Here is an 18,512-nt window from a genome sequence, read left to right as displayed (position 1 = left end):
TATTGTCAATGAAAGTCTTAAAAAAATTAATTAGTCCTTAAATGTTGTAGGCATGAGCATTTAGTAATAATGTAAGCCTTATGTTGAGAGTATAAGGGAAGTTAACATATTTAAGAACCCCATGCCTTTAGGCGTGGGAGCGTCAGATGTTATATGCAGGTTTATGGTTTATTTTGTGTTTTATTATAGCTATGAATTTTAGAAGAAAGGGAAATGAAAGGGGTTTTGTACTATTTATCATTTATGCCATACTTAGTTTTTTATTTCATACGGCTAATAAAGCTTATGATTTACCTTCATTTTATTCTAGTATAGTAGTCATAATAGGTATTGGAATTCTTTATAGGATACAAAAAGTAACCAAATAAAATAATAGTAAGTTTTTAATTTAGGAGAAGGGAAATCCATAGGAACATTTGGGGAGTATCAAAGAGCACCCTTAAATATGTAATCATATAATATATATTATGAAAACGAACTGTCCATAAAATATATGATATAATAATTGTTAAAAAAATAGAAGAAATTTTCAACTTGAATTAATTCATAAGGAGAAATGAACGATGGACAGAAAAGATGTCATAAGACATAACGCATTTATATTAGTATTAATAGTAGGATTATATTTTGTATTATACGACAAACTACCAAACACAATGTATATGGAAGTAGGCAGATATGGTGAGATACGTGCCTATGCTAAAAATCAATACATAGGAAACCATATAATAGCATCAACGGGAGCGTTGATATACAGTATTTGGAGTAAGGGAAATAGGATGATGATATTAGCAAGTATGTTTGCTAATATAAGTTTAGGTGTATTCTTTCTTATAAGTATAGTGGGATCGGCATTTTAAATAAAAAAGATTATTTGTTTTTCATAGAGCAAATAATCTTTTTATGTTTTTGTTCATGGGAGTAAGAATAGTAACTTTAGTTGCCTAAACAAGATAAAAATATAAATGGCTAATAAATCACTTTTTCAGCCAAGCCTCATAAGATATAAGTGAGAAAGGATAACCTATTCTCAACTATTTATGAAAAAGGAGGCGATAGGGATGACAAAGCCATTAGATCCGTGTATCATCCCTAAATACGTTAATCAATTGTTTATTCCACCTGTATTTAAACCTACCGTTGTAAAAAATCCAATTACAGGTGAAGATATAAGTTATAACTATACAGTTAGTATGACTCAATTTATGCAACAGATCCTTCCACCTATGTTTCCTAAGACTACTGTCTGGGGATTTGAAGGTACTGTGGAAGATCCCTGTATAGGTGAAATTTCTTGTTTTCGCAGTAGTCCAGGTCCCACATTTGAAGCTATTAGGGGAGTGCCTGTGAATGTGCAGTGGGTAAATAACATTACTGACCCCAATTTGTTTGCAGTAGATCCTACCTTGCATTGGGCAAATCCTAATAATATACCAAGGCCAACACCACCATTTTTACCATTTCCTCCAGGATATCCTTTAGCCCAGAGCCCAGTTCCCCTTGTGGTACATTTACATGGGGCAGAGGTTAGATCGGATTCAGATGGCCATCCAGAGGCATGGTTTACAGCTGGAGAGGGAAAAAAAGGTCCAGAATTCTCTAAATCTCGTTTTACCTATCCAAACACACAGGAACCAACTACCCTTTGGTATCATGACCATGCACTAGGAACCACACGTCTTGGTGTATATGGAGGTTTTGCTGGATTTTATTTACTAAGGGATCCAAACAATAAAATATCTCCACTTCTTCCAAGTGGCCCCTATGAAATTCCTATAGTTATTCAGGACCGTTCATTTAATGAAGATGGTTCATTATTGTTCCCTAGTAATGGTGTGGTTCCAGATATTCACCCCTATTGGCGTCCTGCATTTATAGGTAATACCATTATGGTAAATGGAAAGGTATGGCCTAATTTGAATGTGGAGCGTAGACAGTACCGATTTAGGGTCCTCAATGGATCTAATACTAGAACCTATAACCTGAAGCTTTCTAATAATCAGTCATTTATTCAGATTGGTTCTGACGGAGGATTTTTACCTTTCCCTGTGACAATGACTGAACTACTAATTGGACCAGCAGAGCGTGCTGACATTCTGATTGATTTTTCTGTGTTAGAGCCAGGAACAACTATTATTATGAATAATGATGCTCCAGCACCTTTCCCAAATGGTAGAGCACCAGACCCGAACACTGTTGGACAGATTATGCAGTTTAGGGTACTTGATACATGTGAAGTACCACCTGTTAAACTTCCACCAGAGTTGAATAAAATACCTGTATTTACTCCAGATGTACCAAAAAAGATTTTAACTCTAGATGTGGTACGCATCAGACCTACAATGCCTGTTGAATTACTACTAGATGGACAGGTGTGGGGGGCTCCCATTTCAGAATTGCCTATAGTAGGATCAACGGTGGAGTGGGAAATTGTGAACCTTACCGCTGGTGCACATCCTATTCATGTACACTTGATACAGTTCCAAGTTTTAAATAGTCAGAAATTTGATAATGGAAAATACCGTGAAGAATGGATCAAACTTAATGGTGAACCTCCTCTTGAGCATCCAACCATACCATTGCCTGTTGAACCTTTCTTGGAAGGTAATCCCATTGATCCACCATTAAATGAGCGTGGATGGAAAGATACTGTTTTAATGATGCCAGGAGAAGTGACTAGACTTAGGCTTCGCTGGGCACCACAGGATGCTAATCCTAAAGAAGTTAAACCAGGAGTAAATTTATTTCCATTTGATCCTACCTTTGGCCCTGGATATGTATGGCATTGTCATATCTTAGATCATGAAGACAATGAAATGATGAGACCTCTTAAGGTTATAGATTGTCCTACTCCTGTAGTTAACCCCCAATCCTGCTGTGAAATTATGGTGGAGGGAAGGACTCAGTTAGTTCCTCCAGCACTAAAGGATGAACCTATTGTTCATGAAAATAGAGTTTTTGCCCAAATTGAAAGGGTATGTCCTGAGAAAGTCATTATTAGTGGTTTTATACGAAGGACTATAACCTATACAGCCCTTTTAGATAATGGAATTGAACAAGAGAAAGAAATTATTGATGATATTCCGTTCCAGTGTGGAATTGATAGGGAAGATGCTAATGAAGGTGATGATTTTAGGATTACAGGTGTGACCATATTATGTGAAGTTTATGCCCATACTCAAAATTTTGGAACCCATCCTCTTATAGATAAGCCCTTAGCTTATAAATTTGTGGAAAAGGATATTGTTAAAGTTTGCATTAGAAAAGGTTGCCAGAAGTTTCATGAAGTAGGTTCGAATAAAGGAAATTCATAAAGGCTATAGAATGTATATATAGGTGACACTACTTGGTGCAACCATGCGGGTAACATGTGAAAGATCTTTAGTGGTTATTCAGAGGAAATTATCTGTCAAATCCTTAAGTTCTATTTGGGAGTATTTAGAAGTTATTCGCATGAACCTGTGGTTGCACTAAAAAATAAACCATTGAAATGTTTTTAAAACTCCTCTCCAGTATAGGAACAAATGTTAGATTTTAGCATGTAAATTATACCTATGAAAGAGGAGGAATTAATGAGCTTACAAAAGATTTTTTGTAGGCTCATAAAATGATTTAATAATTGGATTATAGTGAAGTATTTTTTCCTCTTCTGTTCCCCTAAAGGTTAGTTGGATATGGTATTCTATTAGGGGGATGAAATACATGACACCATTATCTAGGGTCATATCTATATCTACCCTATATTTATTAGTCATCTCTTGTTTTTGTTTTAGTCTTTCTAGCTTAAGGGTTTCAGCCTTTGAAAGGAGCTCGTTTTTTCTCTTATCAGTAATTCCTTTACGTTCAAGCTTTTTTGAGTTTTCCTTTTCAAGTTCATTATAATACTCATCTAATCTTTGAAGCTCTTTGTTAAACTCAATTTCATCTACTATGGTAGTGGATGAGGATTGTGCTTTTAAATAGGAATAAGATTTTTCAAAGGCTTCAAAAATATTCACTTGACCTGGAATCTCATAATTTTTAGGAAGTTCCTTTGTATGAAATATTAAATTTTTATTCTCCTGTAGATTTTCATCTATTTCTCCATTTTGAAGGTTTATCCAAATATCTCTAAGTTCTTCTGTTTTTTCGTGGGCAGTATAGCCTACCTTATAATTAAAACAAATCCATCTTCCTAAAAGATGTTTCTCTTTTAGAATTTTCATTTGACCCTTATCTATATCTAAAAATCTTTTTATTTTATCTTCTGCCTTTGACAATGAAAGGTTATCAATGACCCCGTAGCGAAGGGTGCTTATGGTTTTGTCATGGACAATATTTATGAGTTGTTCAAGGGTATAGCTTCCAAAGGTAATGAACTCAGCTTCTGGATTTTCTTGAGCTACTTCAAAGTCAAAGGCTAAAAGCATTTCTGTTTTCCCATTAAAATAATAACTGTATTCTTCTGGAACCATCACATAACAAAGGGCGTATTCTAAAAGATCTACTGCTCCATTCATGGCTTCAACCACAGCTATTACAAAATTTTGAAGTTTCATTTATGACTCACTCCCTTTAGGTACTTTAAATGAATCACCAAATAGTTCATCATCTAAATTTTTCATTTTTATATATTTTCTTTTATTGTCTAATAGTTGTTCGCCAAGTTTTTCTATTTCTTCATTCATCATAGTCATATCTTTTGACTGAACCCATGTATTCATAATGATTTCTGAGAAGTCTGTATCTTCTTCAATATCTCCTAAAATCATATCTACTTCTCCAACTACTAATTCAAACATATTGATTTTTTTATCTAAGAGTTCAAGAATATAGTGTTCAACAGTATTTTGAGAAGCAAGATTGTAAACAAATACATCTCTAGTTTGACCTACACGATGAATTCTTCCTATTCGCTGTTCAATAGCCATAGGATTCCAAGGCAAATCATAATTAATCATAGCATTACAAAACTGAAGGTTACGTCCCTCGCCGCCAGCTTCAGTACATACAAAAACTTGTGCTTTGTCTTTGAAATATCTTACCTGTTCTTCTTTATCTTTTCTTTTAAGACCACCATGGAATTGGGCTACAAGAAATCCTTCATTTGTAAGATAATCTACTATGAACTTTTGAGTGGCTCTATATTTAGTAAAGATCAGTACCTTATCATTTACTTCATGGATGATTTTTAGGACTTGCTGAATCTTATTATTAGAGTAGTTTTTCGTATTAATTATCCCATTAGCTCTCTTGGAAAAATTTTTAAGAATTTCCTGATCCTCCATATGAAGCTTTTCATTTTCAGCATATTTATTTAAAGTAGAAATGGATGCATGGATGCTACTTCCCATTTGTTCTTGTAAATTTTTAAGCATGAATTTAGTAAGGATTTTTGTTGTATTATTTAAATATTTTTCACGTATAAAAGTACTGATTTCATCATAAAGATTTTGTTCAAGATCAGATAAAGTTAAACTATAGGTAATAGCCCTTCTTTTAGTAAATTTAATATCCACATCACTTCTCTTATTTCTAATGATTACACCAGATAATAGGTTACGAAGTCGATGAATATTTTTAGCTTCTATACCTTCTTTATCTACTACAAAGTTATTTTTAAAATAAGAATAAGTTTTAAGCTGACCAGGCTTTAAAAGTGTAATAAGATTATAAAGCTCTTCTAATTTATTTTGTACTGGGGTAGCTGTCAATAGGAAAATATATTTTTTTTGAAGACTATTGACAAATTTCCAGGCAAGGGTATTTCTATTTTTAAGGTGATGGGCCTCGTCTACTATTACAAGATCATAGTGAATTTTAGATATAAAAGCACTATTGTTTTTTCTTTTTGCAGTAGATATGGAAGCAATGACTTTATCATAATGATTCCAGGCTTCATCTCCCATGGCTTTGAATTTTGGATCATCAGCTCGAATGAAATCTAGATTAAACTTTCTTTTCATTTCCGTGTACCATTGTTCTACTAAAGAAGGGGGTACAAGAATAAGGATTTTTCTAACTAGACCTCTTGTTACATATTCCATCATGGTCATACCCGCTTCAACGGTTTTTCCTAAACCTACCTCATCACAAAAAAGAACTCTACCTTTGAATCTATTGATAGCAGATTTTACTGTTTTTAGCTGATAATCGAATAGTTGAAGATCTCTTAGATAGGGGAGGCACATCAACTCGTCATTTTTAGCATTTAAATTAAAGGATTGTGATGTGTGATAATTATGAAACCATTTTTCATCTCCATTTTTCATATTATTTAGAGATAAGAGTATTTCTTCTAGCTTTTCTTGATTATCCATATTTATTGGAAATTGTCTGAAAAATCCCTTGGATGGCTTATTCATATGATAGATTTTGAATTGTTTTTCTCCAATAGGGGAGATAAAGACATATTCGGCAGAATATTTTTTGAAAAAACCTTTAATCCCTCTTCCTTGAAGTAATTTTTCAGATTTGTTGATTTTGAATTTTTTTTCTTCTCCTTTTTCATTTATGAAGAATATTGGTTCTAGGTCTTCTATATTATTAAAAATAGCTAAAGTTTGATCATTTAGTTCAATAGCACCTAAATCTAATAAGTCTTTATTTAATTTAAATAGAAATTTATACATACATACATTCATACTCACTTTCTAGTTTTAGCATTATTATTGATGAATCATTCATACTCACATTATAACCCATACTTTATTTTGTAAACAAGCAATAATGAATATAATAAGGGTGAGATTTGGTGAATATAGATTTCGTAGTAATAAATTAATTTTATACAAAAATGTTTTTGGTAATTAAAGGATTTGTTGGATTGGGTAAGTTGTTAGTCGTATTTCGTTAAAACCACTAACTACTAACGACCAACGACTAACCTGGCAAAATTCAATTCCATGTTTTTCCATAAAGATAAATGTATAAAGCAATTTTAAGACCAATAAATCTATATAGATTATAAATGTGAATAATTCTGAATTATTTGAATTAATTTACATAAATACCAATATTTGCAATAACACTATTTTCTTAGTATAATTCAAATATGTAGAGAACCATACGTAGGGAGGGTTGCATATGAAAAAGCAGTCTAAATTCAAATCTTTAAAATTTAAAATTACTTTCATTTCATTAGTCATGTATGGGGTGGTTTTTATAGGGTTAACAACCTTAGTTGTTCATACGGTAAAGACCAATATGGAAGAAGCACTACTTAAGAAAGGTATTGAATTGGCTCAAGAAATAGAAAGTCAAATAGAGAATGAAGTAAAGCATAATGAATTAAATGCTAAACAAATCATGCAAAAAATAGTTAAAGAAAAGGCTAGTCAAGAGAATATAGCCTATGCAGTAATTATAGATAAAAATGTTACAGCTATTGCCCATAGTGACACACAAAAGATAGGCAAGGTCTATAGTGATGACCCTTATACAGAAGATGGTGCAACAAATGGAAATATTAAGACTTCTAAATTTTATGCTGATGTGCAAAAAATTTGGACCTATGACATAATGGTTCCCCTTTATAAAAAGGGAGAACATGTGGGAGCGTTAGATGTGGGAATACCTATTTATGGTATCGAAAAAACAGTAAATGCTGTAGTTAAAAAAGCTATTTTTTCATCTATAATAGCATTTATAATAATAGGTTTTGGAATATATATGACAGTGGCAAAACTTCTCAAGTGTTTTATGGAATTATCAAAATTAATCCATGCTACTGCAAATTTAGATTTATCCCATGACGGATCATACGATACATTGAAAATAGCTAATGACGAAACGGGAGTTATGACAAATGCAGTTTTAGAAATGAGAGACTCCCTTAGAAGGATGGTGGAAAGTATTAGACAGCATTCTGAAGAAACGTACAAGTATTCAGAAAATCTGTCTATAGCCTCTAATGAAACAGCTATTACCGTTAGTGAAATAGGAAAAGCTACAGATCAATTAGCACAAGGGGCAACAAGTCAAGCTAAAGAATCAACAGTAAGTGTGGAAAAATTAATAAGTCTTGGCCAAGCTATAGATGACACTACAAGTAGTGCCAAACTTGTAAAAGAAAATATTGAAGGAACTGGTATTGCTAGTAAAAAGGGAATGGAATCTATAGGTAATTTAAAAGGCAAAATTAAGGATACATTGATTATTACAAAGGAAGTTAACAAAAATGTAAATACATTGTCAGATAAATCTGATTTAGTAGGAAATATTGTGGATACAATAAAAGAAATTGCTACCCAAACGAATCTTTTAGCACTTAATGCTTCCATAGAAGCTGCTAGAGCAGGAGAAGCTGGGAAGGGGTTTGCAGTAGTAGCCGAGGAAATAAGAAAATTAGCAGAAGACACGGACAAGGCTACAGAAGATGTCCATAAAATCATATCTGAAATGCAAGGAGATATAAAAAGTGCTAGTGATAATATGAATACAGCAAATGAAATTGTTAATGATACATCTAAGGCCTCTATGGAAACGACAGATGCTTTTGAATCTATAATCCATACTGTTGAAAAAAGCATACATGAAGTAGAAACCCTTACACAAACCATAGAAAATATTGATCAGGACAAGGAGCATATATTTAGTTCTATAGAAAGTATGGCTACAATATCTCAGCAAGGAGCAGCATCTACTGAAGAAGTAAGTGCTAGTGTTGAACAGCAGATGGCTACCATAGATGAGGTGTCTTCTATGGCTACAAAATTAGAAAAAATTGCTAGGGAATTAAATGAAGAAGTACATGAATTTAAAGTTTAATTATTTCAATAAAATATGCCACTATTTAGACTTAGTATGGTCAAATAGTGGTTTTTTTAAGTTAAAAGTTAATAGACTGGCATGATAAAATATTGCCTAAAAAAAGGGAAATTGTTAAGGATATAGAATTTATATAGGTGACACTACTTGGTGCAATCATAGGGGTAACGTGTGAAAGATTTTTGGTGGTTATTCAGGGGGAATTATCTGTCAGATCGTTAAGTTCTATTTAGGGGTATTTAGAAGTTATTCACATGAACCTATGGTTGCACTGAAAAATAAATTGTTAAAATATTCTTAAAATTCCTTTACCCTGGTAATTTTTTAAATTAAAATAAATATATAGTATATAGTAAGGGATTAATTAGATTCAATATAATTAATGTGAACAAAATGAATGGATAAGCATTCATTTTATTTAGATTTTTTAATGAATTTCAATTCATTAAAAGGAAGGGAGTAATGGTCATGAGAGGAGCATGTATAGTATTAATTTCTTTTATGCTTTTATTTTCATTGACAGCTTGTTCAAAGGCATCGGCAGATTTAAATGATGAAAGGGTAAAGGCAGTAAAGGTCCATGAGGTAAAGTTAGAAAAAAGACCTATATTTTTAGAATATATAGGAACTGTAGATTCTAAAGAAACTACTAAATATGGGTTTAAGGTAAACGGAAAAATTGAAAGTATTATGGTAGAGAAGGGGGACAAAGTAAAGATAGGAGATGTTTTAGCCATTTTAGATATAAAGGATTTGAATTTTAAAATGAAGGGGGCCAAGGGAGTACTAGATACGGCTAGCTTAAATATAGAAAAAGTAAAGGATACTCTAGATTATAATAGGGATTATTTCGAGAAAATAGAAAAATTATATGAACAAAGGGCTGCTTCTAAAGATAATTATGATAAAGCAAAGCTTCAACTAGATCAAAATGAAGCATCCTATTTACAAGCTAAGGCTCAATATGAAAGGGCTAAGGCAGATTATGATCATTCCCTAACTCTAATAGAGGATTCTACTATAAAAACTAAGAAGAATGGAGTAGTACTAGAAGTATTAGGAGAAGAAAATGAATTGATAGGAGCATATCATCCAGCTGTAGTAGTTAGAAGTGAGAGTCAAGTAGTAAATGTGGGCGTTTCTCAAAGTGAAATAGATAAAATAATATTGGGAGAAAAGGCTAGGGTAGATGTGGAAAATAATATTTCACAAGGAATAATAAGTAATATTTCAGAAGTTCCTGATGAAAACACTAGAACTTATAATACGGAAGTGGTAGTGAATAATGAAAAATACAGATTAGGTTCAATTGCTAAAGTATCCTTTCCTGTGGGAGAAGAAAAGGGCATATGGATTCCTATGACAGCCATATTTTCTAATGGAGAAGATTATGTATATGTAATAAAAGAAGATAGGGCATTTAAAAGGGGAATTAAAATTAAAAATATATATGACAATATGATGGAAATTGAGGGAGTAAAGGTTGGAGAAATCATAGCAGTAAGTGGAATGAAAAACTTAGACGATGGATCTAAAGTTAAAATCGTTAAATAAAGGGGTTATTTAAATGAATACAATAATTAAAAAACTCATTGAAAAAAGAGTAATAACCATGTTTTTAGCGGTAATAATAGGATTAGTAGGAGTATATAGTTATTATATTTTACCAAGACAAGAAAGTCCTGATGTATCAGCACCCTACGCTATGGTTATAACTCCTTATCCTGGAGCAAATCCAAAGGATGTAAAAGAATTAGTTACGAAAAAAATAGAGGACAAAATGGTAGAATTAGATGGTTTTGAAAAGGCCATGGGTACATCAAAGGAAGGCCTATCAATTATAGTAGTAAAGTTTGATGCAGATGCAGATAATGATAAGGCTATGCAGGATGTGAGAAATGCCATAGAAGATGTGAGAAGGGATCTGCCAACGGGCATAATGGGAGTTCATGTAGATACGGATTTGGTTAAAAGTGCAGGAATCATAATAAGTTTATCTGGTGAAAATTATACTTACGAACAATTAGAGTCCTTTGGAGAACTTTTTAAAAATGAACTTTCAACTGCAGAGGGTATATCTAAATTTACTATAGAAGGTAAGCTTGATAAGGAAGTGAAGGTAGATATAGATATTAGAAAATTAAATGAAATAGATTTAGGAATAGATGAAATAGATAAAATATTAAAGGCACAAAATCTTGAAATTCCAACGGGGGATATAGACTATGATGGAGATAAAATAACAGTAAAAACACCTGGTATATTCACATCCACAAAGGACATAGAGAATACAATAGTAGCCGTATCACCACAAAATGGAAATGTACTCCGTTTAAAGGATATTGCTAATATATATGTGGACTTAGAAGAAGGTGCTGCTAAATATAAACAAAATGGAAAAAATGCAGTACTTTTAACAGGTTATTTTAAAGAAAATAAAAATGTTGTATTAATAGGTAAAGATGTAAGGAAGATAATAGATAATGTGAAAAGGAAATTACCTCCTGACTTAGTGGTGGAGGAGGTAGTATACCAACCAAAGGATGTATCAGATTCGGTAAATGATTTCATGCTAAGTTTAGTAGAAGGTATAGTATTAGTAATAATAGTAGTATTTTTAGGAATGGGTCTTAGAAATGCCTTAGTAGTATCCACATCCATACCCCTTTGTATATTAATGACCTTTGGAATAATGTTTTTAATGAAAATAAAAATACATCAAATGTCCTTAACCGCCCTCATTATAGCACTGGGTATACTTGTGGATAATGCCATAGTTATTAGTGATACTATTCAAGTGAGGATTGATAAGGGAGAGAGTAATGAACTGGCATCCCTTAAAGGCACTAGTATGTCATCAATCCCCATATTTACAGCAACCCTTACTACTATAGCGGCCTTTTCACCACTACTGGGATTACCAGGGGCAGCGGGAGATTTTTTATTAGCCATACCACAAGTTTTAATAATATCCATAATAGGAGCCTATGTGGTGGCCATGTTCATAACCCCATCTATGGCTACCATATTTTTTAAACCTACTGGGGAGAAGGTAATAAAAAAACAAAGACTGAGGGGAATTTTTCATAAGTCCTTAGAAGAGTCCTTAAAGAGAAAGAAAACTGTAGTAATTAGTATATTTATAGTTTTATTAATTACTGTAAAAGTAATTATGCCCATGCTTCCATCAGAATTTTTCCCTTATGTGGATAAGGACCTAGTTTATATAGATATGTACTCGGAAAATATAGCTAATATGGAGGCCACAGAAAGGCTTACGGATCATGTGGTAGAAGTTTTAAATCATATACCAGAAATAACAAATTATACGGTGGCCGTAGGTGATGGATTACCTAAATTTTATCTAACCATGCCTCCAGCCACACCATCTAGTGATTATGGTCAAATGCTTTGCAAATTTGATTTAACTAAAGGGGATAATCGATTCAAATCAAAATTAGAATTATTAGACCATATACAAAGTACATTAGATGAAAATATACCAGAGGGAAAATGCACTGCCAAACTTTTAGCCAATGCAGTACCTAAAGAGGCTAAGATCATAGTGAGAATGTCTGGAGAAAATCTAGATAGATTAATGGAAGTGGCCAATACTATGAAAAAGGAAGTATCTAAATTAGAAGGAACCACTAATGTACGACATGACATGAAGGATAAGGTATATCAAATACAAGTGGATATAGATGAAGATAAGGCCATAAGTATGGGCATAACTAAATACGATATTCAAAAGCAAATAAATATGGCCCTTTATGGTAAGGTGTCTTCTGTTTATAGAAGGGATGGAAGTGAATACAATATAAAGATAGAAAGTAATATTAAGGATACGGCCCTCCTTAGTAACATGAAAATAAAATCATCCATAACAGGAAAAAAAGTTCCACTTAAACAATTTGCTAAAATAAATTATTCTAATAAACTAGATACAATAAAAACCTTTAATAGGGAACAATCCATAGAACTATTGGCAAATGAATTGCCCGGATACAATGCTGCATCCATTGAAAATAGAATAGAAAATGAGTTACTTCCAAAACTAGATTTAACAGGAGTAAATGTTACCTTTGATGGAGAGCGTGAAGATATAAAGGAATATTTTAGTGTGGCAGGTGTATTAGCAGGATTTACAGTAATACTCATATATATAATTTTAGTTATACAATTTAATTCATTTATACAACCTGTAGTAATACTTATGACCATACCCCTATCTATTATAGGTTCTGTTATAGGGCTATATTTCTTTAAAAAACCCCTATCCTTAACGGCATTTTTAGGAATAATAGCCTTAATAGGGTTAGTTGTTAAGAATGGAATACTTTTAATAGAATATATAAATGAAGGAAGAAATGAAGGCCATAGTATTGATGAGGCTTGTATAGATGCAGTTGACAAAAGATTTAATGCTATCATACTAAGTGCAGTAACTACCATAATGGGATTAGTTCCTCTAGCTATAGGAAATAGTAGCCTATTCTCACCAATGGCCATAAGCCTCATGTTTGGATTGGCCGCATCTACCTTTCTAACTATGATAGTAATACCTGTAATATATAGCTTAATAGAAACTTTCAGAGAAAATAAGAAAATAGAGGCCTAATACATTGGCCTCTATTTTCTTATTTTCTATTGACTAAAGTTTATAAATGTATTAAAATGAATTGAAATTCATTTTATAAGAGGGAAGGAAATTATGGCGAGAAAAGCAGATCCAACAAAGATAGAAAAAATAAAAGAAGCAGCAGTAGAAATGATAGTGGAATATGGATATATAGGGGCATCCATAGCACAAATAGCAAAACGTGCAGGAGTTTCTACTGGATATATGTATAGGCATTATGAAAGTAAGGAAGAATTAGTTGCTGAATTAATAAGAAGTAATTTTGAAATTTATAAGGATAAGATAAATTCTTTAGGGAAAAGGGAAGACTCCATATATGATATAGTAGAGGATTTTGTAAGAGAACTGTTTATAATGGCCAAAGAAAAACCATCAAAGGCCATGCTTGCAGCTGTGTTAGCCTTAGAATCGGGAACTACCTTTCAACGGATAATTGAAAATAATGCAGATATGATTTCAAAATTTATTGAAACTATAGTTGTAAAGGGAAAAAAGAGGAAAGAATTAGGAGAACAGATGGACTCTATAGACATGGGATTAGTATTATTAGTAATGCCCCTTACTTATATAAGTTGGATATTGAGGGATGATATGGATACAAATAAGTTAACAGAAGAGAGGATAGATAAAATAGTTAAAATGTGCGTGAATGCATTAAAATAATATTATTCTTTGAAAATAAAATGGATGGTGAGTCATTCATTTAAATTTATAGATATTAATGAATGAAAATTCATTAACAAGAAAATGAAAAAAGGAGATGAATACGATATGAAAAAACTAGTGTCACTAATGGCTATACTAATATTGTTATTTTCATTATCAGGTTGTAGTAAGGCTGAAGCTGATGAAAAAAAAGAGAGGGTTAAGGCTGTAAAGGTACAAGAGGTAGCCAAGGACGAGAAACCTGTTAGCCTAGATTATATAGGAACTGTAAATTCTAAGGAGACTACTAAGTATGGGTTTAAAGTAAATGGAAAAATTGGATCTATAAATGTGGAAAAGGGAGATAAGATAAGTAAAGGGCAAGTACTAGGAACACTAGATACATCTGATTTGAAATTCCAAGTAACGGCTGCTAAGGGCGTATTAGATGCGGCAGAGTTAAATATTAAAAGGGCTAGTGATGCTCTAAATTATGATAGGGAATATTTTAATAAAATAGAGAAATTATATGGTGAAAAGGCCGTATCTAGAGATACATACGACAAAGTAAAGCTTAAATTAGACCAAAGTGAAGCTGCATATTTACAAGGAAAGGCTAAATATGAACAGGCAAAGGCAGATTATGATTATAAAACTACATTAATAGAGGACGCGGCACTTACATCTAAAGATGATGGTGTAGTATTAGATATATTAGCAGAAGAAAGTGAGCTAGTTGCAGCATATCATCCTATAGTAGTTCTTAGAAGTAATGAGCAGGTAATAAATGTAGGGGTAGCTCAAAGGGATATTGATAAATTAAAACTAGGTCAAGAAGCTCAAGTGGATGTGGATGGAAACAAAGCGAATGGGAATGTAACAAATATTTCAGAAGTACCAGATAAGGAAAGTAGAACTTATAATGTGGAAGTGACGGTTAATACAAATCACTATAGATTAGGCTCCATTGCCAATGTGGATTTTCCCATAGGAGCAGAATCGGGCATATGGGTACCAGTAACATCTATCTTTTCTAATGGAGAAGATTATGTATATATAATAGAAGGAGATAGGGCTTTTAAAAGAACTATACAAATAGATAAGATTTCTGATAACAAGATGTTAGTAAAGGGCTTAAAGGCTGGAGAAAAAATAGCTATAAGCGGTATGAAGAATTTAGATGATGGAACTAAAGTAAAAATAGTGGAGTAGAGAGGTCATACTTATGAATAGCATAATTAAGAAACTCATAGAAAAAAAGGTAATAGTCATATTTCTATCTATTGTAATAGGTATACTAGGGGCTGTTAGTTATTATATACTACCAAGACAAGAGAGTCCTGATGTATCAGTACCCTATGCCCTTATTGTAACTCCTTATCCAGGTGGATCACCTAAAGATATGAAGGAACTTGTAACTAAAAAGATAGAAGACAAGATGGTAGAAATAGATGGATTTGATAAGGTAGAAGGAACATCTAAGGAAGGTTTATCCATTGTTTTAGTAGGATTTGATAGTGATGTGGATAATGATAAGGCCATGCAGGATGTGAGAAATGCCATGGCTGATGTGGCAAGTGAACTTCCTAGTGGAACTATGGCAAGTCGTATAAATACAGATTTAGCAGAAGCAGCAGGAATCATAATAAGTTTATCAGGAGATAATTATACCTATGATCAATTAGAATCCTTTGGTGAATTATTTAAAGATAAATTATCAGATATAAATGGCATATCTAAGTTTAATATAGAGGGTAAATTAGAAAAAGAAGTTAAAGTAGTTGTAGATATAGAAAAATTAAATCAATATGGAATGGGAATTGATGATATTGATAAGGTGTTACAAGCCCAAAATCTTGAAATACCATCTGGAGATATTGAATATGGCAAAGACAAGATTACAGTAAAAACTCCAGGTATATTCACATCCTTAAAGGATATAGAAAATACTATAATAGGAATATCATCTCAAAGTGGAAGTCCAGTAAGGTTAAGAGATGTGGCAGATATATATATGGGCCTTGAGGATGGGGCTCAGAAGTATAAGCAAAATGGGAAGAATGCTGTACTTTTAACTGGATATTTCAAAGAGGGAAAGAATGTAGTAATAATAGGTAAAGATGTAAGAAAAATAATAGATGAGGTTAAAGGCCAATTACCAAAGGACTTAGTAGTAGAAGAAGTTATATATCAACCAGAGGATGTATCCAAATCCGTTAATGACTTTATGATAAATTTAGTTGAGGGTGTAGTATTAGTTATTGTGGTAGTATTCTTAGGAATGGGTATGAGAAATGCCCTAGTAGTATCTGCTGCTATTCCCATGTCCATCTTAATGACCTTTGGAGTCATGTATTTAATGGGAATAAAAATACATCAAATGTCTTTAACAGCTTTAATAGTTGCCCTTGGTATATTGGTGGATAATGCCATAGTTATAAGTGACACTATCCAGGTGAGAATAGATAATGGAGAAACTGCCCACGAAGCAGCATACAAGGGAACTAGCATGTCGGCCATTCCCATATTTACAGCAACATTAACTACTATAGCTGCATTTTCACCATTACTAGGACTACCAGGAGTAGCTGGAGATTTCCTAATAGCTATACCTTTAGTTTTAATAATATCCATAATAGCAGCTTATGTGGTATCCATGTTTATCACACCGGCCATGTCAGCTATGCTATTTAAAAAGGCAATTAAAAAGGATGAAAAGGAAAATATATTAAGAAAATTCTTTGAGAATGCTTTGAGAAATTCTTTAAATAGATCTAAGACTGTAGTAATAGGTACATTTATTATGTTGATTTTAGTAGTCAAAGTATTAATGCCAGCATTACCATCAGAGTTCTTCCCCTATACGGATAAGACTTTATTGTATATAGACATGAATTCAGAAGCATCATCTAATATAGATGCTACAGAAGGACTTACAGATGAAGTGGTAAACCTATTAAAAAATGTACCAGAGATAACGAACTATACAGTAGCTGTAGGAAACGGACTACCAAAGTTTTACATATCCATGCCACCGGCCATGCCTTCAAATGACTATGGACAAATGGTTTGTAAATTTGATTTAGAAAAGGGAGAAAATAGATTTAATTCTAATTTAGAACTTCTAGATTTTATACAAGTACAATTAGACGAGAATATTTCATCAGGTGAATGTAAAGTAAAACTACTGGCAAATGCTAAACCATCTGATGCAAAGGTACAAATAAAAGTATCAGGAGATAATTTAGATAGATTAGCAGAAGTATCAAATATGCTTAAAAAAGAAATTGGCCAAATGGAAGGCGTAGCTAAAGTAAAGCATGATATGAGGGATAAGACTTATGAAATAAATGTGGATGTGGATGAGGATAAAGCCATAAGTATGGGAATAACTAAGTATGATATTCAAAAGCAAATAAATATGGCCCTATATGGTAAAAAGTCTTCAGTATATAGAAAAAGTGGAAATGAATATAATATTAAATTAGAAAGTAATATTAATAATGTGGCCTTTTTAGAAAATATGAAGATAAAATCTTCCGTAACGAAAAAGAAAGTGCCATTAAAGCAATTTGCAATAGTGGGTTACTCTAATAAACTAGATACTATAAAGACATATAATAGGGATCAAACGGTGACCATATTAGTTAATGAATTGCCAGGATATAATGCAACGGATTTAGAAAACAAAATAGAGTTTGAATTAATGCCTAAATTAGATACATGGGGAACGAAGATAACCTATGATGGGGAAAGGGAAGAAATAAAGAAAAACTTCACCATAGTAGGATTGCTGGCTATATTTGCCATAGTACTAATCTATATTATACTAGTGGTACAGTTTGATTCATTCTTACAACCAGTAGTAATATTAACTACAGTACCTTTATCTTTAATAGGGTCTATAGTAGGACTGTATTTATTTAAACAACCCTTATCTTTAACGGCATTCCTAGGTATAATTGCCCTAATAGGATTAGTTGTTAAAAATGGTATATTATTAATAGAATACATGAACGATGCAAGGGATGAAGGACATACTATAAATGATGCGTGCGTTGATGCAGTGGATAAGAGGTTCAATGCCATCATATTAAGTGCAGGGACTACCATAATAGGATTAATACCCCTTGCCCTTGCAAAGAGTAGTTTGTTTACTCCTATGGCCGTATCCTTAATGTTTGGATTATTAGTATCCACTTTCTTAACTATGATAGTAATACCTGTTATTTATAGCTTAATAGAAACTTTAATGTTAAAGAAAAAGGAAATGGCTAAAAATTAAGATTTAATAGTAATAGTTAAAGGCTAGGCTTATGAAGCTTAGCCTTTTTAATTTTTGTATAAGTGAAAACCACCTGCTGTGCGGGTGGTTCAAAAAAGCTTCCAGCGGTGAGCAGAAAATAAAAGACTCCTTTGTTAGAATAGTATTTAGGTTTGCCGACCAAATACAAAACAAAGGAGAGTGGATAGGTTA

General features: G+C 32.6%; 11 protein-coding genes. 9 read left to right on the top strand and 2 right to left on the bottom strand.

What is annotated here, in order from left to right; genetic code table 11:
- Positions 1-173: 173 nt before the first annotated feature.
- The 3 genes from N4A57_RS09320 to N4A57_RS09310 all read left to right on the top strand — a co-directional run bounded on the left by N4A57_RS09320 (position 174) and on the right by N4A57_RS09310 (position 3,314).
- Positions 174-368 (top strand): hypothetical protein, encoded by a 195-nt coding sequence (locus N4A57_RS09320; RefSeq protein ID WP_293657729.1) that lies wholly within the window; start codon positions 174-176, stop codon positions 366-368.
- Between the two features lie 195 nt (positions 369-563).
- On the top strand, positions 564-860 hold the full coding sequence (locus N4A57_RS09315) for a hypothetical protein (RefSeq protein WP_293657728.1): 297 nt from the start codon (positions 564-566) through the stop codon (positions 858-860).
- A gap of 201 nt (positions 861-1,061) precedes the next feature.
- A complete protein-coding gene (locus tag N4A57_RS09310) occupies positions 1,062-3,314 on the top strand; it encodes a multicopper oxidase family protein (protein ID WP_330671494.1) in 2,253 nt (750 codons plus the stop codon).
- 264 nt (positions 3,315-3,578) lie between these two features.
- Here the strand turns inward: N4A57_RS09310 and N4A57_RS09305 are convergent, their stop codons facing one another.
- Positions 3,579-4,538, bottom strand: coding sequence for a hypothetical protein (locus N4A57_RS09305; RefSeq protein WP_293657727.1), 960 nt, complete (start codon positions 4,536-4,538; stop codon positions 3,579-3,581).
- A complete protein-coding gene (locus N4A57_RS09300; protein WP_293657726.1) occupies positions 4,539-6,611 on the bottom strand; it encodes a DEAD/DEAH box helicase in 2,073 nt (690 codons plus the stop codon).
- 454 nt (positions 6,612-7,065) lie between these two features.
- On the opposite strand from N4A57_RS09300, the gene N4A57_RS09295 reads away from it, so the two are divergent.
- From N4A57_RS09295 to N4A57_RS09270, 6 genes are all read left to right on the top strand, one after another.
- Positions 7,066-8,748 (top strand): methyl-accepting chemotaxis protein, encoded by a 1,683-nt coding sequence (locus N4A57_RS09295; RefSeq protein WP_293657725.1) that lies wholly within the window; start codon positions 7,066-7,068, stop codon positions 8,746-8,748.
- A gap of 468 nt (positions 8,749-9,216) precedes the next feature.
- Positions 9,217-10,302 carry an efflux RND transporter periplasmic adaptor subunit gene (locus tag N4A57_RS09290; RefSeq protein WP_293657724.1) on the top strand — a complete coding sequence of 362 codons (1,086 nt, stop codon included), beginning with the start codon at positions 9,217-9,219 and terminating at the stop codon, positions 10,300-10,302.
- A 13-nt stretch (positions 10,303-10,315) separates the two neighbouring features.
- Positions 10,316-13,369, top strand: a complete 3,054-nt coding sequence (locus tag N4A57_RS09285; protein WP_293657723.1) for an efflux RND transporter permease subunit — start codon at positions 10,316-10,318, stop codon at positions 13,367-13,369.
- Between the two features lie 93 nt (positions 13,370-13,462).
- Positions 13,463-14,053 (top strand): TetR/AcrR family transcriptional regulator, encoded by a 591-nt coding sequence (locus tag N4A57_RS09280; RefSeq protein WP_293657722.1) that lies wholly within the window; start codon positions 13,463-13,465, stop codon positions 14,051-14,053.
- A gap of 84 nt (positions 14,054-14,137) precedes the next feature.
- Complete coding sequence (locus N4A57_RS09275) at positions 14,138-15,247, top strand: efflux RND transporter periplasmic adaptor subunit (protein WP_293657721.1); 1,110 nt, start codon at positions 14,138-14,140, stop codon at positions 15,245-15,247.
- A 13-nt stretch (positions 15,248-15,260) separates the two neighbouring features.
- Positions 15,261-18,320, top strand: coding sequence for an efflux RND transporter permease subunit (locus N4A57_RS09270; protein ID WP_293657720.1), 3,060 nt, complete (start codon positions 15,261-15,263; stop codon positions 18,318-18,320).
- Positions 18,321-18,512: the final 192 nt, after the last annotated feature.

The organism is Anaeromicrobium sp. (genome assembly GCF_025210435.1).
In the GTDB taxonomy this organism is placed as follows: Bacteria; Bacillota; Clostridia; order Peptostreptococcales; family Thermotaleaceae; genus Anaeromicrobium.
This window is presented reverse-complemented; position numbering and strand designations above follow the sequence as displayed.